Raw genomic sequence first — 24,244 nt, 5'->3', positions numbered from 1 at the left:
GGAAAAGCCCGTGTTTCCTCTTTTTTTAACAAGTGTATTCAAGGTACGGTGATTCTTATCTGGAAAAAACGGGGCCAGCTATTCTTACATGGTCTTCTTCTCTGCCTGTTGCTTGCTATAGGCTTTGCTTGTCAGTCCAATGGGGAGCGCCACACGCTCTTCGAGCCTGTGGCTTCATCGGAATCCGGTGTAGTATTCCGCAATGAACTGACGTTTAGCCGCGAGCTTAATCCCTATACGTATAGGAATTTTTTCAACGGCGGTGGAGTAGCGGTGGGCGATATCAACAATGACGGTCTCGTTGACATCTATTTTACCGGCAACCAGGTCTCGAACAGACTTTATTTGAACGAAGGCAACTTCATCTTCAGGGACATTACTGAACAGGCCGGTGTAGCGGTGAAGGGAACCTGGTCTACGGGAGCTTCTATGGTCGATGTGAATGGTGATGGACTGCTTGATCTGTATGTCAGCAAGTCGGGCAGTCCGGGAGGCAAGAATCGACATAATGAACTTTTTATTAACAACGGCGACCTTACATTCACGGAGCAGTCGGAGGTCTATGGGCTCAATATCACGGGGCTGGCCACCGATGCGCTGTTTTTTGATTATGACCGAGACGGGGATCTTGACGCCTATGTACTTAATAATTCCCTGGATCCACTCAGAAATAGTGCCATAAAAGAGGGGCTGCGTAATCAGATGGATCCGCAGGGGGGAGATCAGCTGTTGAAAAATAACAGCATTTCCACCCAGCCGGCTTCTGCCGCCGGCTCAACCTTTGAAAATGTAACCGAGCAGGCCCATATCTACAGCAGCAGTATCGGCTTTGGACTGGATGTGGCTGTCAGCGATTTAAACAGTGATAACTGGCCCGACATCTATGTCACCAACGATTTTTTCGAACGGGACTATCTCTACCTGAACAACAGGGACGGGACGTTCAGCGAAGTACTGCCGTCGGTTACAGGTTCCATCAGCCTGAGCTCGATGGGGGCTGATATTGCGGATATTAATAACGATGCCCGCCCCGACATCTTTGTCACCGACATGCTGCCGGAGGATATGAGCCGTCGCAAATCAAAAACATCATTCGAAAAATGGGATGAGTACAACAAGAAAGTTCAGGAAGGATATCATCACCAGTTCGTGAGGAATACCTTGCAGCTTAACAATGGATATTCCAGGAATAAGACGGCTGATTTTTCTGGTGGCAATTCCCCGCTGCCGATGGTTTCATTCAGTGAAATTGGACGCATGGCGGGTGTCGAAGCCACGGACTGGAGCTGGAGTTCCCTTATCGCCGACTTTAACAATGATGGTCATAATGATATATATGTTACGAACGGCATCTTGCATGATTTGACCGACCAGGATTATGTAAGCGACCGGATGAATATCTCAAAGCTGAAGCAGGTGGTAGAAAAAGAAGCTCCGGTGGAGGTTCTTTTTGAGGAATTATCGTCCACGCCCCTGGCAAACTACCTGTTTGCAGGTACCGACAGTCTGCAGTTCAGCAATAAGTCGAAAGCATGGGGACTGGATACCCCCACTTTCTCCAATGGCGCGGCCTATGCCGACCTGGATAATGACGGCGATCTGGACCTGATCGTCAACAATATCAATGAGGAAGCATCGCTGTACAGGAATAATACCAATCAAAAGGAAACATCGGGAAACTGGCTTTCACTAAAGCTGAAGGGGAAGAAATTGAACACTTCAGCTGTAGGGGCCAAGGTAACGGTATGGAGCGGAGAGGAGACATATTACCGTGAGCAGATGCCCGGAAGGGGATTTCAGTCTTCGGTTGATCACCGGATTCATTTCGGACTGGGGAAGAATGCTTCGGTGGATTCCATGCTTGTCGTATGGCCCGGAGGTCAATACACCGTCATGAAGGAGGTTCCTCTGAATCAGTTTTTGACAGTGGAAGAAACAGCGTCAGGAGATGAAAACCGGGAACCCCCTCCACTTCCCGAACCCCAGTTTAGGAATTTTACGAACCGGGTGTCCATTGATTATATCCACCGTGAGAACCCCTTCCGGGATTTTGAACGCAACCGTTTGCTGTACCGGAGCTACGCCTCCGAAGGTCCCCCGGTTTGCATAGTGGATCTCAACGGGGATGGCAGGGACGACCTTTTCCTGGGAGGAGCAAAGGGGCAGTCCGGCGGGGTGTTTATCCAAGAGAAGGATTACCGTTTCAGGCGCATAAGTATGCCATCGCTGAACGAAGACAGCGATGCAGAGGATACGTCCTGTGCCTGGTTTGATGCCAACGGGGATGGACAGCAGGATTTGTATGTGGGGAGCGGGAGTTCCGAATTTCCGGCAAGCTCCACTGCATTGGCAGACCGGCTGTATATAAACGAGGGGAATATGGAATGGACGAAGGTGGCATCGGCGCTGCCGCCCTCGAAATACGAGGTTACATCGGTGGTAAGGGCTGCGGACTTTAATTCTGACGGCCATATAGATCTGTTTACAGGCTCGCGGTTGAAACCGTTCGCCTATGGTCTTCCCACGGATGGTCACCTGCTGGTCAATGACGGAGGGGGAGGGTTTGAGGAACAAACCGAATCCCTGGCACCGGATCTTATGAAAACGGGCCTGATTACGGATGCCTCGTGGAGCGACTATGATAACGATGGGGACCTGGATCTGGTGGTCGTCGGGGAATGGATGCCTGTCAGGATTTTTAAAAATCATGCGGATGAAAATGCTGCAGTTTCTTTTTCAGAAATTAAAGGCCCCGGTGGCGACAGCCGGGGATTGTGGCAGTCGGTGGAAGTCGTTGATTTGGATGGGGACGGGCGCAAGGATATCATCGCGGGAAATATTGGACGAAACAATGCCTTTGAGTTAAGCACCGCTTCGCCATTGGAACTGTGGATCAATGATTTTGATGAGAACGGGAGTATCGATCCGCTGCTGGCATTTTCAGAAGAGGATGAGCATTATCCGTATGCGCTGCGCGATGATTTTCTAAGTCGTCTGCCTGGTATGGAACCTGAGGTACCGTCATATAAATCCTACAGCCGGAAATCTGTACAACAGCTCTTTGACCAGGAAAAAATAGATGAATCAGTCAGGCAGCAGGCGGTCAAAGCTGAGAGTGTTGTTTTATGGAACTTGGGCAGCGACGATTTTGTCATGGAGAATCTTCCGGAAGAGGTGCAGCAGGCGCCGGTGTATGCAATTGGCGCCACTGAGGATAAAGAAGGGAGGAAAGAGCTCCTGCTTGGTGGTGATCTGCATGATGTGAAGCCTGAATTCGGGCGCTATGATGCCGGCTACGGGGGGTTGGTAAATGTCGATAGTAACCGTAGCTTGGCCTTTGTTACTTCTCTCCGATCCGGTATCGAGTTTGAAGGAGAAGTGCGGGCTATCCGCCGTCTCGACACAGGGAGGATGCCCTTGTTTTTAATACTCAGGAATGATGGCAAACCTTGGTGGTTTGTACGAAAACAGGATTAAGGAATATGAATAGAATAAATACTCTGGCAACGCTGGTTTTCTGCTTGCTTATAATAGGCTGTCGCTCTTCGACATCCGAATACGAGCAATGGGTTGCAGAGGAGCTCGACAGGGGAGTACATCGGGACAGCTTATTACTGGGCTATCATTTTGGGATGACCCGCCAGGATTTTTACGACCACAGCTGGGAACTGAACAGTCGAAAAATCGTAATGCAGGGTGTTTCAAACCGGTCGGTAAGGCAGGAAGTCGATTACCTGGACTATGCCGCCACGCGCAATTTTTATCCTTCTTTTTACAATGATGCTATCTTTCTCCTGCCTGTTCGATATGCCTACAGCGGATGGGCACCCTGGAATAAGGAACGATGGTCAGATAGCCTGCTGGTGGATCTGGTTGCTTATTACGAAAATGAATATGAAGCTGACTTCAGAAGGCTGAATCATCCCGATTTTAAAACAAAGGTGCATGTTGCGATTGAGGGTAACCGATCCATTGTCATAAAAAAGAAGGATGATCAGTATGTGAATGTTATCTTCACAGATCTGGAAGCGATCCGGAGGATGAAAAATGGTGAAAATGATTAACTCCCGGTATGCTCAATACTATTCTATTGCAATAGGTATCCTGCTCTTATGGGGTGGTGGATGCAGCAAGGAGGATACGGCTGCTGATCAAAAGCATCTTTTTGAAAGGGTGTCTCCCTCCCGTACAAACATATCCTTTACAAATGAGCTCCATTTTAAACAGGAGTTCAACATCTACCGCTATCGTAACTTTTACAATGGCGGGGGAGTGGCACTTGGGGATATCAACAATGATGGACTGCTGGATATCTTTTTTACTTCCAACATGGAAGACAATAGGCTCTATCTCAACAAAGGCGGCTGGCAGTTTGAAGATATATCTGCCGGTGCCGGCATCCAGGGGAGGCGAGCCTGGTCGACGGGGGTAAGTATGGCCGATGTCAATGGCGACGGCTGGCTCGACATTTATGTGGCGAATGCCGGCATTGTAGAGGGCGATGACCGGAAAAATGAACTCTACATCAACAACGGGGACAGTACATTCACCGAGAAGGCCGGGGCGTATGGAATTGATCATCCCGGACTGTCTATTCACGGTACTTTTTTTGATTACGACGGGGATGGTGATTTGGATCTCTTTCTTATCAACAACTCCTATCGTGCCATAGGAAGTTTTGAGCTGGCACAGGTCAACCGGACCATAAACAATGAAGAGGGGGGAGACCGGTTGTTTGAGAATAAGGGGGATAAATTTGTGGATGTGAGCAGTGAGGCCGGAATCATAAGCAGTGAAATAGGCTTTGCACTCGGAGCTTCGGTTGGCGATGTAAACGGGGACGGCTGGCCGGATATCTATGTCTCCAATGATTTTTTTGAACGTGATTACCTTTATATCAATAATGGTAATGGTACCTTCCGGGAGTCACTGACAGATCAAATGAACAGTACCAGTGCGGCTTCGATGGGGGCAGACATAGCTGATCTCAACGGCGATCGATATCCTGAAATATTTGTGACGGATATGCTTCCAGAGGAAGAGAGCCGTTTGAAGTTGAACACGACTTTCGACAGCTGGCAGCGATACCGCGAGCATGTTGAACATGGCTTTCATCACCAGTTTACCCGAAACACCCTGCAGCTTAATAACCGCAATGGAACCTTCAGCGAGGTGGGAAGATGGGCCGGAGTGGAAGCTACCGATTGGAGCTGGGGTGCAAATATTGCGGATTTTGATCTGGATGGGCGTAAGGATATTTTTGTGGCCAATGGAATATACAAGGATCTGACCAACCTGGACTACCTGGCTGAGGTTTCCCGCGAGGACATGGTACGGGAAATAATTCAGGAAGATGATGTGAATTTCAAAAAGCTGATTGATATGATCCCCTCGAGCCCAGTATCAAATTTCGCCTTTCACAACAGGGGGAATATGCAGTTCGCGGATTCCTCGTCCAGCTGGGGATTGGCTACCCCTTCGTTCTCAAGTGGATCCGCCTACGGCGATCTGGATAATGACGGCGATCTTGACTTGGTCGTCAATAATGTGGGCCGACCGGCTTTTGTCTATCGCAACAGGGCGGATCAGCTGCGTCCTGCTCACCGGTGGCTTCAGGTTGATCTCCTGGGATCGCCTCCCAACACATTTGCGGTTGGAGCCCGGCTAACGGCCTGGAAAGACAACAGGTCCTGGACCGTAGAACAGTTCCCGGTAAGGGGGTTTCAGTCTACCGTGGATCATCGCCTTCACCTGGGATTGGGCAAAGCAAAGCAGCTGGATTCGTTGCTTATACGCTGGCCCTCGGGAAAACAGACAGTACTTACAAATGTTAAAACCAACAATCGAATCAGGCTGAGTGAGAAAGACGCCCCTGAAAGTCAGCGGGTTCCTCCCCTAAGGCACAATGACCGTGGGAAAAGTCTGCTGTCCGATGCGACTGACAAGCTTGACATCGACTGGAAGCATCAAGAGAATGCGTATATCGATTTTGAGAGAGACCGCCTGCAGTTTCATATGCGTTCGGCAGAGGGCCCGGCCCTTTGTACGGGAGATGCAAATGGGGATGACCTGGAGGACTTTTACCTGGGGGGAGCACGGGACCAGCCGGGCAGTTTGTTTATCCAGAATAAACAGAATGAATTTACAAAAATGACTCCTGCATCCTTTACCCAGGATGCTCCCAGTGAGGATATTGACTGTACCTTCTTTGATGCCAATGGCAATGGCAGAATGGACTTGTATGTAGCAAGCGGGAGCAATGAATTTTCTTCCAGCAGTGCTGCCCTGGCAGATCGTCTGTACTTGAACCGGGGATCGCTTGATTATGAGAAGTCGGACCAGGCATTACCGAGCTGGAACTATGAAACAACCGGTACGGTGGAAGCAGCCGATTTTGACCAGGACGGAGACACCGACCTTTTTGTCGGGGCACGTCTCCGGCCGTTTTCGGTTGGATATCCGGACCGGGGATACTTGCTTGAAAATGGAGGCGATGGAACGTTCGAAGATGTAACCCAAAAAATAAGTCCGGATCTCATCGATATAGGCATGATAACCGATGCCGCCTGGCAGGATATGAACGGGGACGGCTATCCTGAGTTGGTGGTAGTGGGAGAGTGGATGCCCGTGACCTATTTTAAGAACAATGCGGGAAGGTTGGAACAGCGTATTGCCAATACGGGTCTTGATTCAACGCACGGTTGGTGGCGGTCTGTTCATATTGATGATCTGGATGGTAACGGTCATGCAGACCTGATCGTGGGCAACTATGGCCTCAATTCACGCTTCAAGGCCACCAAAGATGCCCCGGTTGAAATGTGGACCGGGGATTTTAACCAGAATGGAACCATCCAGCAGATTATTTCGACCTATAAAGAGGGAGACCGGTATCCCATGGCCCTCAGGCACGATCTCATCGAGGAGATCCCCGGTTTGAAAAAAAAGTTTCCGACGTACCAATCATTTGCCGGAAAAACAGTGGATGAGATTTTTAGCCGTGATCAGCTGGCCAGTGCTTACCAAGGGCAGGCGTACATGCTGGGCAGCGTAATAGCCTGGAACACAGGAAGCAATGAAAAATTTCGGGTAGAGTTACTGCCCTTTGATGCCCAGAAGTCAATCGTTTACGGAATTACTGCTGCAGATATCAACAGTGACGATACCAAGGAGGTCATCATGGGGGGGAACCAGTACGGGGTAAAGCCCGAGATAGGTAATTATGCTGCCAGTTACGGTACCGTTTTGAGCCTGAGCAGCAAGAAAGGTAAAAAAATGAAGCGTCTGGAACCGGAAAGGAGCGGTTTCTTAGTGGAAGGAGAGGTGAGGGCGATAGAGACACTTGCCCTGGCCGATGGACGTACCCTGTTCGTTGTTGCTCGCAACAACGATGCTCCAAAATTCTTTATCCTGGAGACCCGGGAACACTGACCCTGTCCGGCACGTTCTTTTCCAGTGGAGGCGCCTGGTTCTGCCGGGCACTAATTATATATATTTATGCTTTTGCCGTCTTCCAGGGGAATCTCCGTTTATTATTGTTCGAGAGGCAGTATTTCAATATTGCGGAAGTGAACAGGATGACTTTCGGCTTGAAGGGCAATATATCCATCCTCAATCAGGAGATTATCAGGATCTGTAACAAGCTTTTTGGCATTTGGATCACTCATGTCGTACTGGGGTTCGGAATAGGTGAGGACGTCTTCTCCGTTTACATAATGCTTGATGATGTCTGCACCATGGATTTCAGCTTCCACCTCAACCCATTGGCTGCCATGGTAGGTTCTGGAATTTGATTCGGTACAGTGCTGAGTAATGAGCTCGCCATTCATCACAATATGGGTGCCCATGGAGCATATGTTTGCGGTGGGACGTTCATTTTTCCCATCGCCGCCCAGCAGTTGTACTTCAATTGAAACCGGAGAGTCTTGGTCTTGTCCCATGGATTCGGGCGGCTGACAGTGAAATTTAATTCCGCTGTTACGATAGGCCCAGTCGGGGGCTCCGGGAACCTGTTTGCCAACGAATCGATATTCAAGCCGTATTTTGTATTTGGAATACGGCTGTTTGTAGAACAGGTGGCCAAACTTTCCGTTGAACTGTTCGTAGTTTTCATAAGAAACTTTGAGCAGTCCATCTTCTACCCGGAAGGTATTCTTATAATTTACTCCCAGCTCATGACCGGAAAATTTGGGAGTCCAGCCCTCCAGGTTCCGGCCATTAAAGATCGAGATCCACGGTCCGTACGGGCTGGATGATTTTTTCTCGGCTGAGTGAACTTCGAACCCCATCATGGGTACCAGCATGAGACCGACCAACAAGAGGCTTGTCTTTTTTTTGAAATTCTTTAAGGTATGCATAAACGGAATGGTTTGAATTAATCGTTGGGATGGGCCTTCGGGGCCTGTTGCTCGCTTGGAGCGTCCTGCGGACGATGGCTTAAAAATTCAATCAAATCACGAAGCTGCCGCTTGGTTAAAATGCCCTCCATGGAATACATCCCGGAAGGGGAATTCTCCTGTTTGGCAATTTCCTCTTTTGGTACTTGTCTTATGGTTCCGTCAGAAGTTTGAATTTTTAAAAAGACTGCGGTCTCTTCCACCAGCATACCTTGTAGGTTCTCTCCCGTCCGGGTAGTTATGGTGACAGATCCGAAGCCGGGCGCTATGCGTTTATCAGGGGCCAGCATTGATTCCAGCAGTTGTTCGCGGCTGAGTGTGTTTCCAATAGTTGACAGGTCTGGTCCCGCATTTCCTCCCTCTTCACCCACGGAATGACAGCGGATACACTGGGCGGAACTGTTGTTGTAAAAAATTCGCGATCCACGTTCGGCATTTCCGCCGTACAGTGTTTCCTGGTACTTTGCCACGATATTGTCTTCTTCTCTGGCACTATTGTACTGTTTTAGCATTTCATCCAATGGTTTGGCATCAGCACTGTCGGCCGCCTGCACAAGTTCCAGTTGAATACCCCTGGGCAGGGTTCCATTTATCAGTTTGGAAAATTGATCCTTAAGTACCCTGACAGCCTCCGGAGATTCCATGGAGCCCAGCGCCATTATCGCGCTTTGCTGTTCGGAGATGGAGCCATTATTCAATACTGAGGACAGGAGTTCAACTTTCTGCCGGTCTGGAATGTCCAGTGCTGGAATGAATTCGAGGGCCACCATCCGCAGTTGTTGATCATTCGTTTTTAAGGCGGTTGCGATAGCATCATCCATCCTCTCGTCCTCAAGGCTGTGAAGGGTATTGAGCACCGCAATTTTTACCTCTGGCGAGGATGATTCCTGCATTAAGGCATGCAGGTCGGAGGTCATCTGTGTAAGCCCCAGGGCCTCAATTGCTTTGGCCAGGGCAATCTGGACCGGGGCATTATCTCCTGAGAGCAGCGGTTGGACGATGGAGCTTATGGCGTTGACAGCATCTGCCTTCTTATTTGAGATCTCACCTCGATATCGTCCGGTAACCCGGTCCAGAGTCGACGGATCGGGCCAAACCGAAAGGGTTGCAATAGCTTCAGTCCGCAGCGAATCAGGAACTCCCTCGCGCGCTGCAAAAGAGGCAAGCCGCTTGGCATCTGCAGCCGTACCGCTGTACAAACTGGCATTGATAGCCCTTCGCAGGAGCGGGGTATTTGTGAGCGTCTGCCGGTCAAGCATTTGTGCCAGGTCGGGGAGGGCTTCGTCAATAAAGGCATCGTCGTTTATGGCACGTGCAGTATTGGTTACTATAAATTCACTTTCGTCGTTCAGAAAACGTGCTACGGCCGGGTCTTCCAGCCGTTTCAGGGCAACAACAGCCGCAATGCGGACCGCTTCAGAGGGATGATCCGCCAGGCCGGCCAAAGCCTCAACATCCCCGATGCGTTCCAGGGCAATAGCTCCTCCGTGCCGCAAATATACATCTTCATCATTGTTTGCTTCCAGCATGGCAATGATGGGTTGCACAGCCGGCTGGTACTGTATTCTGCCCAGAGCCTGGGCTGCAAAAAAACGAACTCTCAGTGATTCATCTTTGAGCAGTGGAATCAGGGCATCAGCAGCCGGCTTGTAGCGGACATCTCCCAGGGTTTTAGCAGCCTGGGCTCTTATTTCAGGGTCCTTGTCCGAAAGGTAGGGAATCAGGGGGTCGGCCTCTTCGATGTCTTTGCGGGCCAACTGTCCCACGCCCCAGATGCCGTGCAGTCGGGCAAGCTGATACTCTTTCTGCTGAATGGCCGAAAGCAGTTCCTTTTTAGAGGAGCGCTTTACCAGTTCAAACTGGGCTTTTTGACGAACACGCATATCCTGGTGGAAGAGCAGGTCGGAGAGCTGTCGTTTTGAAAGTGAGCCAAGATCTTCAGCTAATAGTTTTTTGGTTTCTATACGGATCTCAGAATGCGTTTCAGGGGAGGTGTCCAGTTTCCAAATGCGTCCCTGATCGTTTGTATTCCATCCGGTGACCCAGTCGGCAAAGTAGAGTGCTCCATCCGGACCAAAATCGATTCCGGTAGGCAGAATGCCCTCCATCACCGGCTGGTCGGTACGCAGTTCGAAGGAGGCCCCCTTGGGTTTTAAATCAAAAGCATTGATCGCAGATCCTGCTGCCGCCCCGACAAAGTAGGATACAAAAAAGTGATCCCGCCATTTTTCATTAAGTGCCGTTCCAGGGTTATAGGTCATGCCGGAAGCCCCGTTTATGTAATTGTCAAGAGGGGGCAGTATATGGGCTGCCTGGTTCTCAAAACGGGGTTTGAAATAATTCTCATCCATCCAGACATTATATCCATTATTCTTCGGATCCGAGTATTTTCCAAACTGCCAGTTGATTCGCCATCCGCTGTCGGAACCGTTGATGGCATAAACCACGCGCTCTTCTTCGCCGGCGTGATCTCCATCGTGATCTACGGTGATCAGGTTCCCGTACTTGTCAAAAGCAAATTCGTGGGGATTGCGCAGTCCGGCGGCGAAGACTTCAAAATTGCTGCCGTCGGGGTCTGAACGCAATATAGCTCCCTGGTTGGGATAGGACCATCGTTTTCCATCGGTATCTTCGACATTAAGTCCCACGTCGCCAATACTCCAGTATATTTTTCCATCGGGACCAATTTTGAGCCCCGACATACCGTGTCCCCGATATCCAATATGGACGGCATAGCCGCTGCTTATTGCGGTCCTGGTATCGGCTATTCCATCGTTATTGGTATCTCTGGTGCGCCACATGTCGGGTGCAACGCCAATATAAACATCATTGTCGATGGCCAGTACGGTACCGGCCACATCACTTTCTTTCTCATTGAAGCCCCTGTAATAGAGCTGGGAATGGTCGGCAATTTCATCGCCGGTTTGATCCGAAATTTTAAAAATTTCTTCCTCCACCGATAAATCCTTCCAGTCGTGCGATCCGTCGCCGTTAACATCTTCGAGCCAGGTATTCTGAGAACTGTTTTCCGGAGCGAGTTCGCGGGTCAAAAAGGCAGAACGGTCTTCCACGCGGGTCCAGCTCAACGACTCAAGCATCCACTCCGGGTGAGCCCGTATCCCCAGCTTCGAGCTTCCCCTGCGGTTGGTGACCGTGACATAAGCCTCCCCCTTGTCCGTAATGTCCAGCCCTATGGGATCAGCCAGCAGCTTCTCTGAAGCCCACAGGTGCAGTTCAAGGTCATCCGCAAGTTTAACCGATACCTTGCTGCGAATGGCTTGGGCGTCTTCAGCAGCTTCCTGGTCGGACAGCGAGATAATTTCAGGTTCCGGCGGGCTGCTGCAGCTTGCAGTGACAAGTAATAGGGAAAAGAAAAAGATCGTTTTCAGTAACGTATATCTGTTGTGGGCGCCCGGGTAATTCTGTAAGCGAAAAGCCATTAGAAATGATCTATTGATTGAAATCGTTGTCAAATGAGTATTGATAGGAAAAAAAGCATTTTGAAGCAAGTTTTTTATCGTTCCTGTCCATAATGATGGTAAGGAGTTTCCTGGTCCAAAAGAAAAGCCGGTCACGCGAAATGGCATGACCGGCTTGATAACTGGTGAGGAATATCCTAGACGGCTATATCTTCAGCTGTTGCATCTTCATCCAACACCTGGTCATTGAAAAAGATGATAAAGAAGATCAGTACGGCAATGGCAAAAATTGCGGGTATCCACCAGAAATCATACCATTGGCTCAGGGTCAGGGATGAAGCGGTACCCAGAAAGCTGTTGTAAACTTGTCCCGCCACCTGTGCACCAATAAGCATCCCTACGCCGTACGTAATGAGAATAATCAACCCTTGTGCCTGTCCGCGAATGGCAGGGGTTGATTTTTTGTCTACATAAATTTGTCCCGTTACGAAGAAGAAATCGTAGCATATGCCATGCAGGGCAATACCCGTGATGATCATCCATACGGTAGGCTCAGTGGCGCCCAGGGCAAAAAGAGCATAGCGGAGAACCCAGGCAAACATGCCTGCTGCCAGCATCCACTTAACCCCCAGGCGGATAAACATAGCCGGGATAAGGACCATGAACAGCGCTTCAGACATCTGGCCGATGGTTAGGGTGGCAGCTATATTGTCAAAGCCTGCATTACCCAGGAAGATCTGGGTGAAATTATAATAAGCAGCCAGGGGAATACAGATTAGAAAAGAGCTGAACAAAAATACGTAAAATGACCTGCTCCCCAGCTGCTTGAGTGCATCAATACCGACAATGCTGCGAACAGATATTTTTTCACCGGCTGCCGGCGGGGGAGTATGCGGAAGGGTGAAGCTGTAGATGCCCAGCAGCAGGCTGGCAGCTGATGTGAGATAGAGGGGCAGGGCGGTTTGTTCGGGTTTCAGATTATCCGCCACAAAAATGCCCAGAACAAAGCTGATGATGAGTCCAGCGACAATCCAGCCGATGGTTCCGAATACCCGAATGATGGGGAAATCTTTTTCCTGGTCATCAATGTGATGGAAGGAAAGGGTATTGGCCAGGCTCATGGTTGGCATATAGCACAGGTTGTAGGCAAGAAGCAGGAGAATAAACAGCAGCGGACTGTTAACGGCCATCGGAGTCAGAAACATAAAGAGGGCACCGAGAATATGAAGCACGCCAAGCACTTTTTCCGTAGCAAAGTAGCGGTCTGCAATCAGCCCTACAAAGAAGGGGGCAGCGATAGCCGCAATAGGGTTTACAGTAAAAGGCCAGTGAGTGAGACTCTCCATGCCATTGGCCGTCATATACACGGCAACGGTGGAATACCACGCCCCCCAGATGAAAAACTCGAGAAACATCATGAGGCTAAGCTTCGCTTGTAATAATCTATTCATTAAACAATCCTTAAATTTTAGTCCGATTACTATTGAGTACAATCAAAATATGATACTGCTAAGTATGTGAAATTTTCATCACAGTTACTGTAAAAATATTTTGCACTAATATTACAAAAAAATGCCAAGGAGTAAATTGCATCACCTAAATATTTTGTTACATTATAGCGAATTCAATTTCATTAATTATAAGTAGCTCATATTGTTGGAATTCAGAAAGTTGATGGGTTATCAGCTTACGATCTGATGATGGGCAAAAAAATCTTAACAGGATTATTATGGACAGAAAGCATTTTTTACAACTGGGTGGATTTGCCGTAGCATCTGCTGCTATGCCCGGTTTGATTACGGCGTGTAATTCAAAAGCCAATGCAGGGGGGGAAGACCTTTTTTTCGACATTTCACTGGCACAGTGGAGTTTGCACCGAACCCTCTTTGATGGAGACCTTGAACACCTTGACTTTCCGGCGACAGCCAAAAATGAGTTTGGTATTACAGCCGTAGAATATGTCAACCAGTTCTTCAAGGATAAAGCAGAGGACACCGATTATCTGGATGAGATGAATTCACGCTGCAGCGACCTGGGAGTTGACCAAGTGCTTATCATGATTGACGGCGAGGGTGCTCTTGCGGCAACGGATGACAAGGAACGCCAGCAGTCGGTAGAAAATCATTACAAATGGGTAGAAGCTGCACAATACCTGGGCTGTCATTCCATTCGCGTGAATGCAAGGGGCGGTGGTTCCCGGGAAGACCAGAGAAAAGCGGCTGTGGACGGCTTGGGAAGCCTGGCCAGCTTTGCCAAGGATTACGATATCAACATTATTGTTGAAAATCACGGCGGCTATTCTTCAGATGGAGACTGGATTGCCGGTGTCATGGAAGAAGTAGGCATGGATAACTGTGGGACGCTGCCTGATTTTGGAAACTTCTGTATTGAGCACAAAGACGGAGAGTGTGTCAATGAGTACGACCGATACAAAGGTGTTAAACAGATGATGCCGTATGCCAAAGGCGTCAGTGCTAAAAGTCACGCTTTTAACGCAGAGGGCCATGAAACAAATACCGACTATGAGAAAATGCTTCAAATCGTGAAGGATGCCGGCTATACCGGTCATATTGGCATTGAATATGAAGGAAGCGAACTCAGTGAATCCGAAGGTATCAAAGCCACCAAGGAGCTATTGATTCAGGCTGGCAAGGAGCTTTCCTAAAACGAAGATAACAGGTTGTTGTGATAAAGGGATAAGGCGCAGGGTATGAGAGCGCCTTATCCTTATCACAGATAGATGAGGGTAGGTGGAAGGGTGAACATATACCCGGTGTCATGGAAGCCATTCAAGTAGTAGGGGTTAAAAAACGTGATTTTTCACGTCCTGATGGAGCGGTATTGCTGATTCATTTCTTTCGATGCTTATCCAGGATGCAGCATTCACTGCCCCGCTAAACCCTGCCAGCATCAAGCAAACGTTTTTAGCCTCATGAGATTATGGTATAAAAGGTAATAATTCCGTACGGGAAATTATCAGAATTGTATGAAAAATGGCACCATGTTATGGGTCAAAAAAATAAAAAAGGGTGATCAAAAGGCCTTTAAAAAGCTTTTTCTTCGCTTTTATGACCCCCTGTGTCAGTTTTCGTGGCAGTATACCCATTCCCGGCACATCTCCGAGGAGCTGGTCCAGGAGGTTTTTCTGGGCTTGTGGCAGTCAAGGGAGTCGCTGGATCCCCGGAAAAACATAAAGTCCTACCTCTATAAATCAGTCAGGAACAAGGCGCTCAATCATATCAAGCATAAGGAGCTGGCCCGCGAATACAATCGCAAAATTGAATGGGTTAAGCCCTCCCCGGTAACCCAGCATCACAGTGAAAGAAAAGAAGAACCTTCGGAATTTGTACAGGCCGCGCAGCGGGCGATTGAGAATCTGCCCAGTCGTGCCCGGCAGGTGTACAAGTTAAGCCGCAGGGAGGGCCTGACCTATCGTGAAATCGCATCCGTACTGGATATCTCGGTTAAAACCGTGGAATCGCAAATGAGCCGAGCACTCAAAACATTGCGCCAGTCTCTCGCCCAATATATATCGGGATGATATTTTTTTGTCTCTTTTGCAAAAAAAATAAAAAAAATTACAGGGTCCCTCTCTTTTCAGTTGTATAAACTATAGAACTCTAAAAAAATGATATTTGAGGATTCGGTAAGAATTGATGAATTGGACTTTGCTGCACAAATACCTGGCGGGAGAATGCACGCCGGAAGAAAAAAAACAAGTTGAAGATTGGATAGAGGCGAGCAGTGATAACAGGAAAAAAATTCAGAGACTGGTAAAAATCTGGAATGTGAAACCTGCACGTGAAGTAGGTGTTGATGCCGAAAAGGCATGGGAATCTTTTAAGGATAACCTGTCGGAAAAGGATCCAGCAGGCAATATTCACAGCATTCGAGACAATGTACCGAACAGAAAAGGGTATAATCGTTCCCTTGCTGTTTCCGTAGCCGCTGCTGCAGTAGTTTTCGTAGCTGTGTTATTGTATTTCTTTGTTCCGGATTTTGACCTGGCCGATAACGAAATCGCTCAAAAAGGGACCCGGATACAGGAGGTTTCAACAGCATTGGGGCAGCGAACGTCGTTCCGATTATCTGATGGTACCCGGGTGTATCTCAATGCAGCCTCTCATCTTGAATTATCAGCCAACTTCGGGGATTCCATCCGCAGCGTGAAGCTGAGAGGGGAGGCTTTCTTTGAGGTGGCCCATGATCCCGATCTCCCATTCATCGTATATTCGGCTCACTCAGCTACGAAAGTACTGGGCACGAAATTTGGGGTCAAGGCCTACCCCCGGGATGAGCAGGTGCAGGTGGCAGTTGAAGAGGGGCGTGTAGCTTTGAATACTGCAGGGGCAGAGGCTTCCGGTGAGCTGCATTTGACGGCCAGTCAGGTAGGGGTGCTGGGAAGGGATGGAGAAAAAAACATGAGCAACGTGCCGGATATCGCATCATATGTTGCATGGAAGGATGGGCGGCTGGTCTTTAGGTCAACACCGTTTGAAAAGGTCATACCCCAGCTGGAACGGTGGTATAATATAAAAGTCGAGGCGGAGGTTTCCCTGCTTGATCAGCAGGTAACCGCCTCATTTGATGACGAGCCGCTGTTGGAAGTACTGAATATTCTGGCGCTCTCTCTGGATGCGGAATTTCAGAGAGAGGGGCGGACCATAAGCTTTAACCAAAATTCACAATAAACCTTAATCTAATGGAGCTTTTTATGAGAAAACGCAACCAAGGCGGGATCTTACGGAACGGGATAGAGATAGTCTGTTTTTTATCGGTGTTTCTACTCGCAGTGAATGCCACTCAGGCACAGGATACACCGGCTGTCGATAATGGCAGTTTGTATACAAAAGCTTCGGTTTTTTCCGGGGTCAATATTACCAACAGCCGAACAACACCACCATCACTTAACAAGATGATTATGATTGAATACCAGGACGTTGCGCTGAAAGCTGCGCTGCAGGATGTTGCAGCTAAGGCGGGTCTGCAGCTTTCCTACAGCGATCAGCAGGTCCCCCTGTCAAAACGGGTGACGCTGGGAGCACAAAGCGTGACGGTCAATAAAGCGTTGTGGACCATCCTGGAAGGGACAGGCCTGCGGTTTGCACTGTCTCCCAATAATCATTTGGTGTTGACCAGTCGGAGGGATAAATTCAGCAAAACTGTTATGGAACCCATCGGTGGTACGGTTACCGATGCCAGTACAGGTGAAGTGCTGCCGGGGGTAAATGTTATGGTAAAGGGTACCACTACTGGTACTTCCACGGATGGAGAGGGTGCCTACCAGCTGAATGTCCCATCCCTGCAGGATACCCTGATTTTTTCCTTCATCGGATACCAGAGCCGGGAAGTGCCCATTAATGGCAGAACGGAAATCAATGTATCCCTGCAGTCAGAGACGATCTCGGGCGAAGAGCTGGTTGTTACAGGTTATGGCGTCCAGCGAAAATCAGATGTGACAGGATCTATTGGAATGGTTTCGGAGGCCGACCTGGAAAAGCAGCCCTCCTTCAATGCGCTGCAGAGCTTGAGGGGTAAAGTGGCAGGCGTAAATATTTTCACCAACTCCGGATCACCGACAGGAAGCAACAGGGTGGTTATCAGGGGTTCGGGCTCCATCAACGCGGATACCGATCCTCTCTATGTTGTGGACGGGGTTGTGATGCAGAGTGGTATTGAGTATATGAATCCCAACGATATTGAAAGTATTGAGGTTCTGAAGGATGCTTCTGCCACGGCCATTTACGGATCGCGCGGAGCCAACGGGGTGATCCTGGTGACTACGAAACGGGGCGACGCCGTCTCCGATGAGGTGGTTGTGAGTTATGACGGCTCTTTCAGCGTGGGCAGGATGCGCGGCCGCATGGATGCAATGAATGCGGAAGAGTTTATGAAAGTTCAGCGTACCGGTTATGAAAATGCTCCTCTGTTTGATGATTATGCCCCGGGCGAAGAACCAACACTGGATTTGTCTCCGGATATGGAAAAGCTGTTTGATGACCAGGGGAACCCAATCTACGATACGGACTGGCAGGATGCGGTGACCCGCACTGCCCTCTCACATGACCATCAGATAGGGATTCAGTCCGGTGGTGAAAATTCATCTTTTGGCGGTTTCCTCAACTATACCAACAATGAGGGAATCATCCTTAATTCCTGGATGAAACGGGCCAGTGCAAAAATCGTCTATGATACCACGCCCACCGACTGGCTGTCTCTGGGTACAAATCTGACGGTCAACAAAACCTGGGAAAATAACATTGAAGAAGGAGGAGGTGGACAGGAAATCCGCCGAACGATGATTGAATTTGCTCCTATTCTGCCGGTACGGTGGGAGGATGGTACCTATACGCATTATAACGATATACGCAGCCTGACCCTCGAAGGCCAGCCCAACCCGGTGCAGCGCGCCCTCGAGGAAGACAGGCTCAGGGATAGAATCCAACTTTTTGGTAATACCTATGCAGAATTCCAGATTACTCCTAATTTGGAGTTCCGAACCCAGTTCGGGATCGATAATACCAATTATGAAGCCAGAACCTACCAGCCTACCGACCTGGTGTCTCCGGAAGCTTCCGTTGGGAATGCGTCTATATCGAACAGTGAGACTACCTACTGGCAGAACGAGAACTATTTGACCTATATCCTGGACAGCGGCAATCACAGTTTGAACGCCGTACTGGGAGCCAGCTGGCAGGGAACCGACTACCGGGGCGACTACTCAAGCGTACGCGAATTCCCCAATGACTTGTACCGCACCAATAACATTGATGCGGCGACCGACATCAACGGTATCCCCTCATCCAACGCCTGGGACTGGACAATGAACTCCTACTTTGCCCGGGGCAGCTATACCTACGATGAAACCTACAGTGTAACATTTACAAGCCGCATGGACGGCTCTTCTCGTTTCGGAGAAAATAATAAGTATGGCTTTTTCCCCTCGTTGGGCCTGGGCTGGACAGCATCAAACGAAGATTTCATGTCGGATCTGAATTTTATCGACTACCTGAAGTTCAAAGGATCGGTCGGTAAAACCGGTAATACTGAAATCGGTGTGTACCAGTCACTGTCAACCATTAGTTCCGGAACGGTACTGATAGGAGGTGCAAGACAGACCTCCAGCAGCCTGCAGCGGCTGGCCAACCCCGACCTGGAATGGGAAAAGACGACCCAGTATAACGTTGGTATGGAGGTTGATCTCTTCAACCAGGTGGTGTCGCTGGAAGCGGATTACTACTATAAGTTAACGGATGACCTGCTGCTCAACCGTCCCATCCCGGCTACCACCGGCTTTGATGTGGTTATGGACAATGTGGGGTCGGTCTCAAACCGTGGGGTCGATTTCATGCTGACCACCAATAATATCCAGTCGTCCAACTTCTTCTGGTCTTCTACGCTTAACTTTAACTACAACATCAACAGGGTGGAAAGCCTTGGTGCCGAGGATGAGGATATCTTCCCCGGTCCGAACTGGGTGTCTGGTAGCCAGACCATCCTGCGGGTGGGCGAACCCATCGGTACCTTTTATGGATTTAAGCGTTATGGCACCTGGAATACGGATGAAGCGGCCGAGGCGGCTGAAGCAGGACGAATTCCCGGTGAGGCCAAGCGATCGGAAGAGCGGCAGATCATCGGTCACGGCATGCCGGACTGGACGGGAAGTTTTGTGAACCAGTTCAACTTCGGAAACTTTGATTTTACCGCTGATTTACAATTTGTCTATGGGAGCGAGATCATGCAGCAGTTCCTGCATACCGCTGAAGACCGTCAGGCCTTGACCAACGGCATCAGCACCCAGCTGTATGATGCCTGGACGCCTGACCATCAAAATACGCCCATTCAGCGAATCAGGCATCAGCCGCTGTCCGGACAGAACACCCAGGCCGACAGTCACTGGATCGTGGATGGTTCCTATATCAGGGGCAATCTCTTTTCACTGGGCTATACACTGGATCAGGAAACGAGCTCCAAACTGGGCATGCAGCGTATGCGAATCACCGCGAGCCTGGAAAATGCATTTGTGATTCACCATCCCGATTTCAAGGGGCATGACCCGGAAGGGACCTCTTGGGGCGGTAATCCCAATACGCAGAATATATTCTTTTACCAGTATCCGAAGCCGCGAACATTTACTCTTGGAGTGAATTTTAGATTCTAACCACGCATTTTAACACATATCATGAATACTATGAAGAAGTTAGTTTTTATTCTTGTATTGTCCTTTTGGGCGGTGAGTGCATGCGACAATTTTTTAGCAGAAACTCCCAAAGATGAAATTTCTGTTGACCAGCTTTTAAAAACACCGGAAGGGGCCAAAGGCCTGATAAACGGCCTTTACAGAGATGGGCAGGGGGCCAGTTTCTACAATTCCGGAGGTTTTGGCGGCGCCGATGTTATGATGGGGGGCTACATGTCTGGCTACTTTGATAACGAAGGGAAGGGAGAACGGATCCAGGGGCAGGTCGCCCAGGATCTGCAGGTAGGCCCGGAAGTGCTAAACCAGTTTTTTGACGGTTGGTGGTCGGGGCACTACGATGTTATATCGAGGGCCAACACAGCGCTGAAGTATATCCCTGATATGCAGGGTATGGGTGAGGGCGAAAAAAATCAGCTGCTTGCTGAAGCCCGTTTTTTCAGAGCACTGAACTATTTTGCCCTTGTCAAGTCGTTCGGTGATGTTCCCCTGGTCACAGAACCGGTGGAGGGCCTGGAGGGCATTGAGGTAGAGCGAACCAGCACCGACTCGGTGTACAATCAAATTGTAGCCGATTTGAACTGGGCCATTGATCAGGGAGCCCTCGGCGAAGGCCCGTTCCCAATGAACGGATTCAGAATTACAAAAGGGGCGGCCCAGACCCTCCTGGCTGATGTCTATCTTCAAATGTCCGGCTACCCGCTGCAGGCCGACAACTACGCCAATGCCGCTGATGCCGCACGATCGGTTATAGAAGCGGGCAACCACCAGCTGGTGGAGCATGGATCCCTTCCGGACCGCAGTGCCTATAACAAGTTGCGCACATCCGACAATGACATGGAGTATGTCTACGGCATTGAATATAATGCGGAAATCGATGCCAATGACAATCCGCGTATTACCATCCCCGGGGTGGTCAGGCCGACCGGTATCAACTATGGCCGAACGCTGAACGCCTATCGTCCCATTGATGCTTTTACCTGGATGTACAACCCCGACGAAGATCTTCGCATCCAGAATCAGCAGCTTTTCTACCATTCCTTTGAACACGGTGGACAAAGCTATGAGTTTGGCGAATGGGCCCCGTACCTGTGGTTTGAAGAGGATGCCATCTTTGAAACCGGCCGGGGAGGGCGAGACATTAGAGTGTATCGCTATGCTGAGGTGCTGCTGATAGCCGCAGAGGCCATAGTCCGTTCCGAAGGGGTGACGAGTGAGGCGATCTCCTATCTTGCTGATGTGCGAAGCCGGGCCTACTGGCAGACCGATCGCAGCACCATTGAAGCCTCACTGGCCGTACTTTCCGAGCAGGAGTTTGTTGAGGAGGTCTGGAAAGAGCGGCTGCGCGAGCTGGCCTTGAACTTTAAGATATGGTCGGATATTCAGCGTACGCGCCAGTACCCGGTGCCCTCGGAGGACAATCCCGGCGAAGTCCGTTTTATGAATGTGGTCGGGCAGTCCAACAACTGGGGACAGACCTACCAGGAACATCAGCTGCTGTATCCGCTGCCGGATGATGAAATCCAGACCAACCCGAATCTTGAGCAGAACCCGGGCTATTAATTTTCAGAAAATAAGCTCACCGGCTTTTTCTGAGAAATTTTAAAAAATAATTACCAAGCGGATATGATCCTCCTCCCGGCCGGGGGAGGATTATGCCGTTGTAATAAATTGTTTCGATTAAAGGTTGGGGTTGCATCTCCCGGAGATTTCATTTAGAATGCATCCCGCTCTACGCCACGGAACTAATTAGTGCGCAATTGCAAATTGCCGGTAGCTGTGCGAACGAATAATAAAACAGACAAAGTATACATAAATAGTTTATGCAGATTAAAGAAAGTCCCGAAGAATATGATGTTTGTATCGTAGGTTCAGGAGCAGGTGGAGGAATGGCTGCCCATGAACTTACCAAAGCGGGCGCTAATGTTATTATGCTGGAAGCGGGAGGCTGGTTTGACTCCGAGGATTTTGCCATGTTCACCTGGCCCTACGAGTCACCACGGCGCGGGGCCAGTACCCGGTTGCAGCCTTTTGGTGAATTTGATGCCTGTTTTGGCGGCTGGGATATTGAGGGGGAACCCTATACGACAACCAATGGCACCGATTTCGACTGGTTTCGCGGCCGGATGCTGGGAGGCCGGACCAATCACTGGGGACGTATTTCTCTGCGCTTTGGTCCCGATGACTTTCGTGTGAAAAGCATAGATGGCCTGGGGGACGACTGGCCGATTGGGTACGAGGATGTGAAGCCTTATTATGATCGTATTGACAAGCTTATCGGTGTTTTTGGAACTAATGAAGGTATTCCCAACGAACCCGGCGGGATCTATATGCCACCGCCGGAACCCCGCTGCTACGAGCATCTGATCAAGGATGCCTGTGACAATATGGGCATACCATGTATCCCCTCACGTCTCTCTATCATAACAGAGCCTCATAACGGTCGTGCCGCCTGCCATTACTGTGGTCAGTGTAACCGAAGTTGCTCTACCCACTCAAATTTTTCATCGCCCTCCGTATTGCTTCCGCCGGCATTGGAAACGGGTAATCTCGAAATTATCAACGGGGCGATGGTTCGGGAAGTAACCTACAGCGATGGCAAGGCGACCGGCGTATCCTATGTCAACAAGGAAGATAAGCAGGAATATAAGGTGCGGGCCAAGGTCGTGGTACTGGCGGCCAGTGCCTGTGAGTCGGCCCGTCTCTTGCTGAATTCGAAATCCCCCGATTTCCCGGATGGACTTGCCAACTCAAGTGGCACGGTGGGGAAATACCTGATGGATACCACGGGTACTTCTGTAGCGGGACTTATCCCCGATTTGATGAATATGCCGGCCCACAATGAGGATGGCACCGGGGGAATGCACCTGTATATCCCATGGTGGAAAGACAACAGCAGCCTTGATTTTCCCCGCGGCTATCATGTGGAACTGTGGGGGGGACGAGGCATGCCCAGCTACGGATTTATGGGCGGCATTCAGAACTATAGTGATCTTTACCAGGATCGGCCCAAAGGCGGCGGCGGATACGGGAAGCAGCTTAAAGAGGACTATCGCCGTTATTATGGCTCCATTGTTGGTTTCTCCGGCCGGGGAGAGAGTATCGGCTTCGAAGAGAACTACTGCGAGATTGATCCCAATGTCGTTGACGAATGGGGAATCCCCGTGCTGCGGTTCAATTATAACTGGAGCGATCATGAATACCGCCAGGTCCGGCATATGCAGAAGACCTTCCGCAATATCATTGGAGAAATGGGAGGCACGCCGCTCTGGGACATGCCCTCCAGGGAGGATGGCTATGGAATCTCCACCCCTGGGGAAATTATCCACGAGGTGGGAACCACCCGGATGGGCGATGATCCCAAGACCTCAGTACTTAATAAATACTGTCAGGCTCACGACGTTGATAACCTCTTCGTCGCCGATGGAGGGCCCTTCGTATCTCAGCCCCACAAGAATACCACCTGGACCATTCTGGCACTGTCGATGCGGACATCGGAATATATTACTGATCAAATGAACAAGGGCAATCTTTAAGGTAAAGTCATAATATATTAGGTAAAATAGCTGAACTATGGATAGAAGAGATGCATTAAAAACATTATCGCTGGGAACGCTGGCCGCCAGTTTTGCGATGACGGGCTGCGAACAGGCCCCGGAGGAAGCTGCAAAACAGCATAAATTCTGGAAACATGTAACTGAAGAGGATCTGGAAAAATGGGAAAGCCAGTTTTTTACGGATCATGAATTCGAGACGGTTCGCCAGCTGTCTAACTTGATTATTCCGGCCGATGAGCGATCGGGAAACGCCGAGGATGCCGGGGTGCCGGAATTTATAGATTTTATGATGCTCGATCGCCCGCAGAACCAGACGCCCATTCGCGGCGGACTCAACTGGCTGGATGTTCAGTGTCAGAAGCGATTCAATAAAAAATTTGTTGATTGTACCGAACAGCAGCAGAAGGAGATGCTGGATGAAATTGCCTATCCCGAGGTGGCCAGTCCCGAAATGCAGCCGGGCGTCACCTTTTTTAATCGCTTCCGAGATCTGGTGGCTTCCGGTTTCTGGTCCAGTAAAATTGGAATTGAAGATATCGGCTACATGGGTAATCAGCCCTACGACTGGCAAGGATGCTCACACGAAGCCCTGGAACATATCGGCTTGGCTGACAAGGCGAAAGCGAACACTTAACAAGTTATAACCCTGATACGACAATGAACTCCATGAAATTCTTA

General features: G+C 49.6%; 13 protein-coding genes. 10 read left to right on the top strand and 3 right to left on the bottom strand.

The window, feature by feature from the left end:
- Nucleotides 1-48: 48 nt before the first annotated feature.
- Genes FN808_RS09625 through FN808_RS09615 form a run of 3 tightly spaced genes read left to right on the top strand, consistent with a single transcriptional unit; the run spans nt 49 to nt 7,428 of the window.
- Nucleotides 49-3,477: a VCBS repeat-containing protein gene (locus FN808_RS09625; protein WP_142714365.1), complete on the top strand. Its 3,429-nt coding sequence runs from the start codon at nt 49-51 to the stop codon at nt 3,475-3,477.
- Between the two features lie 5 nt (nt 3,478-3,482).
- Nucleotides 3,483-4,064 carry a hypothetical protein gene (locus tag FN808_RS09620; protein WP_142714364.1) on the top strand — a complete coding sequence of 194 codons (582 nt, stop codon included), beginning with the start codon at nt 3,483-3,485 and terminating at the stop codon, nt 4,062-4,064.
- Complete coding sequence (locus tag FN808_RS09615; RefSeq protein ID WP_185958336.1) at nt 4,057-7,428, top strand: VCBS repeat-containing protein; 3,372 nt, start codon at nt 4,057-4,059, stop codon at nt 7,426-7,428. Before FN808_RS09620 ends, FN808_RS09615 begins: the two co-directional genes overlap by 8 nt.
- A gap of 101 nt (nt 7,429-7,529) precedes the next feature.
- Here the strand turns inward: FN808_RS09615 and FN808_RS09610 are convergent, their stop codons facing one another.
- The 3 genes from FN808_RS09610 to FN808_RS09600 form a co-directional block, all read right to left on the bottom strand.
- Nucleotides 7,530-8,354 (bottom strand): 3-keto-disaccharide hydrolase, encoded by an 825-nt coding sequence (locus tag FN808_RS09610; protein WP_142714362.1) that lies wholly within the window; start codon nt 8,352-8,354, stop codon nt 7,530-7,532.
- Nucleotides 8,355-8,371: 17 nt separating this feature from the next.
- On the bottom strand, nt 8,372-11,833 hold the full coding sequence (locus tag FN808_RS09605) for a HEAT repeat domain-containing protein (protein WP_185958335.1): 3,462 nt from the start codon (nt 11,831-11,833) through the stop codon (nt 8,372-8,374).
- 176 nt (nt 11,834-12,009) lie between these two features.
- Nucleotides 12,010-13,263 (bottom strand): MFS transporter, encoded by a 1,254-nt coding sequence (locus FN808_RS09600; RefSeq protein WP_142714360.1) that lies wholly within the window; start codon nt 13,261-13,263, stop codon nt 12,010-12,012.
- Between the two features lie 278 nt (nt 13,264-13,541).
- On the opposite strand from FN808_RS09600, the gene FN808_RS09595 reads away from it, so the two are divergent.
- From FN808_RS09595 to FN808_RS09565, 7 genes are all read left to right on the top strand, one after another.
- A complete protein-coding gene (locus tag FN808_RS09595; RefSeq protein ID WP_142714359.1) occupies nt 13,542-14,477 on the top strand; it encodes a sugar phosphate isomerase/epimerase family protein in 936 nt (311 codons plus the stop codon).
- A 321-nt stretch (nt 14,478-14,798) separates the two neighbouring features.
- Nucleotides 14,799-15,353, top strand: a complete 555-nt coding sequence (locus tag FN808_RS09590; RefSeq protein WP_142714358.1) for an RNA polymerase sigma-70 factor — start codon at nt 14,799-14,801, stop codon at nt 15,351-15,353.
- A 115-nt stretch (nt 15,354-15,468) separates the two neighbouring features.
- On the top strand, nt 15,469-16,503 hold the full coding sequence (locus FN808_RS09585; protein WP_142714357.1) for a FecR family protein: 1,035 nt from the start codon (nt 15,469-15,471) through the stop codon (nt 16,501-16,503).
- A 23-nt stretch (nt 16,504-16,526) separates the two neighbouring features.
- Complete coding sequence (locus tag FN808_RS09580) at nt 16,527-19,973, top strand: TonB-dependent receptor (protein ID WP_185958334.1); 3,447 nt, start codon at nt 16,527-16,529, stop codon at nt 19,971-19,973.
- Between the two features lie 30 nt (nt 19,974-20,003).
- Nucleotides 20,004-21,572, top strand: coding sequence for a RagB/SusD family nutrient uptake outer membrane protein (locus FN808_RS09575; RefSeq protein ID WP_185958333.1), 1,569 nt, complete (start codon nt 20,004-20,006; stop codon nt 21,570-21,572).
- 260 nt (nt 21,573-21,832) lie between these two features.
- The gene (locus FN808_RS09570) at nt 21,833-23,545 is read left to right on the top strand and encodes a GMC family oxidoreductase (protein WP_142714354.1); all 1,713 of its coding nucleotides are present in this window, start codon (nt 21,833-21,835) and stop codon (nt 23,543-23,545) included.
- A 37-nt stretch (nt 23,546-23,582) separates the two neighbouring features.
- Nucleotides 23,583-24,200 (top strand): gluconate 2-dehydrogenase subunit 3 family protein, encoded by a 618-nt coding sequence (locus FN808_RS09565; protein ID WP_142714353.1) that lies wholly within the window; start codon nt 23,583-23,585, stop codon nt 24,198-24,200.
- Nucleotides 24,201-24,244: the final 44 nt, after the last annotated feature.

Origin of the sequence: Fodinibius sediminis, assembly GCF_900182555.1 — a bacterium.
Classification (GTDB): Bacteria; Bacteroidota; Rhodothermia; order Balneolales; family Balneolaceae; genus Fodinibius; species Fodinibius sediminis.
Note: the sequence above shows the minus strand (reverse complement) of the source record. Positions and strands in the feature narration are given on the sequence as shown.

Excerpts from the sequence above, each read along its gene's own strand:
- FN808_RS09620 (WP_142714364.1), top strand. The coding sequence starts at position 3,483 with ATGAATAGAATAAATACTCTGGCAACGCTGGTTTTCTGCTTGCTTATA.
- FN808_RS09615 (WP_185958336.1), top strand. The coding sequence starts at position 4,057 with ATGATTAACTCCCGGTATGCTCAATACTATTCTATTGCAATAGGTATC.
- FN808_RS09610 (WP_142714362.1), bottom strand. The coding sequence starts at position 8,354 with ATGCATACCTTAAAGAATTTCAAAAAAAAGACAAGCCTCTTGTTGGTC.
- FN808_RS09605 (WP_185958335.1), bottom strand. The coding sequence starts at position 11,833 with ATGGCTTTTCGCTTACAGAATTACCCGGGCGCCCACAACAGATATACG.
- FN808_RS09600 (WP_142714360.1), bottom strand. The coding sequence starts at position 13,263 with ATGAATAGATTATTACAAGCGAAGCTTAGCCTCATGATGTTTCTCGAG.
- FN808_RS09595 (WP_142714359.1), top strand. The coding sequence starts at position 13,542 with ATGGACAGAAAGCATTTTTTACAACTGGGTGGATTTGCCGTAGCATCT.
- FN808_RS09590 (WP_142714358.1), top strand. The coding sequence starts at position 14,799 with ATGAAAAATGGCACCATGTTATGGGTCAAAAAAATAAAAAAGGGTGAT.
- FN808_RS09585 (WP_142714357.1), top strand. The coding sequence starts at position 15,469 with ATGAATTGGACTTTGCTGCACAAATACCTGGCGGGAGAATGCACGCCG.
- FN808_RS09580 (WP_185958334.1), top strand. The coding sequence starts at position 16,527 with ATGAGAAAACGCAACCAAGGCGGGATCTTACGGAACGGGATAGAGATA.
- FN808_RS09575 (WP_185958333.1), top strand. The coding sequence starts at position 20,004 with ATGAAGAAGTTAGTTTTTATTCTTGTATTGTCCTTTTGGGCGGTGAGT.
- FN808_RS09570 (WP_142714354.1), top strand. The coding sequence starts at position 21,833 with ATGCAGATTAAAGAAAGTCCCGAAGAATATGATGTTTGTATCGTAGGT.
- FN808_RS09565 (WP_142714353.1), top strand. The coding sequence starts at position 23,583 with ATGGATAGAAGAGATGCATTAAAAACATTATCGCTGGGAACGCTGGCC.